Raw genomic sequence first — 1,065 nt, 5'->3', positions numbered from 1 at the left:
TTGGCTGCTCACGTTCGGCCATGAAGTCGGCGCTCATACAAGGCTCATCAAACCACCTATCCCAGGACTCACCTACAGGTGTGATTATGCGAGTACGACCAACCACGACGATCTCAACATGCGTGACCTCATCTGGCAGGGCCACTGCCTCGGGCAGTGGGAGCGCGGTCTGAACGAGAACAGCAATGGGCTGTTGAGGCAGTTTATCCCAAAGGGAACAGACCTGAGAGAGGTCACGGACGAGGATGTCAGGAGAGCGGAGCAGTGGCTCAACCTACGACCTCGGAAATGTCTCGGATTCAGGCAGCCTGTCAAGGTATTCGAAGAGTACCGTCAGGCGGCATAGGCGAGTGTCGCACTTCGAAGTTGAATTCGCGGTGGACGTATAACCATGAGCGGCCCAATATGGCGCTGGGTGGCTACACACCAAAACAGCGCCTAATGCAGGCCACATGACCTCTACTTTTGAGTGCCCCTAAGAATGGGGAGAATACCAATCAAGCTCCCCGACTTGGATGAGGTATTTTCCGACATAAAGAGTTTTGATGACTACCTGTCATCCTTTGGTTTCGATGGAGGCTGGGAGACCAGTTATGAGTTAAAACACTGTAACTCGAGCCTTCGAAGAGTTTCAAAGCAATATTGAAGTTCGTTTTAAAGAGATCGAAGATGGAATTGATTCCGATAATCTGATGAGCAAGGTGGGAGCTATTTATGAGGCAGCAAAAATTATCCTTACCCTGAAGTCTACTATGATTGGTTGGCTCGATGAAGGCGTTAATAAAGTTGATGTTGAACTCGACCACTTGTTTGTTAAATATGCTGAACAAGACAACTTCTTTGCCTCTTACCTGTTTCCACCCGGAATTTTAATCAGTAACAAGGCGAAGCTATTCGGTATCTTCTAAATAGCTGTTCCGAATAGTAGATCACAGGAAGAAGGGAACTCAGTCCAGTTTGTGCGATCTCATTAGGCGCGAAACAAAACAAGCCACACCAAAAGGACTGAGTTGATGCCTATCCTACCACCCCTGCCACGACCACAACGGCGCCGCATTCACAAAA

The 1,065-nt window shown here is 48.7% G+C and carries 1 protein-coding gene and 2 pseudogenes; 2 read left to right on the top strand and 1 reads right to left on the bottom strand.

From position 1 onward, the window contains the following. Window positions 1–106 (bottom strand): annotated as a pseudogene (locus C3418_RS25045) (AbrB/MazE/SpoVT family DNA-binding domain-containing protein); the annotation flags it as partial. A gap of 51 nt (window positions 107–157) precedes the next feature. Between C3418_RS25045 and C3418_RS23680 the strand changes: the two are divergent. Together C3418_RS23680 and C3418_RS24270 are read left to right on the top strand one after the other, a co-directional pair. Next, window positions 158–346 (top strand): annotated as a pseudogene (locus C3418_RS23680) (transposase); the annotation flags it as partial. A 346-nt stretch (window positions 347–692) separates the two neighbouring features. Then, a complete protein-coding gene (locus tag C3418_RS24270) occupies window positions 693–908 on the top strand; it encodes a hypothetical protein (protein ID WP_146054162.1) in 216 nt (71 codons plus the stop codon). The last annotated feature ends 157 nt before the right edge of the window (window positions 909–1,065 follow it).

This window comes from Aeromonas sp. ASNIH8 (genome assembly GCF_002919855.1).
Classification (GTDB): domain Bacteria; phylum Pseudomonadota; class Gammaproteobacteria; order Enterobacterales; family Aeromonadaceae; genus Aeromonas; species Aeromonas caviae.
This window is presented reverse-complemented; position numbering and strand designations above follow the sequence as displayed.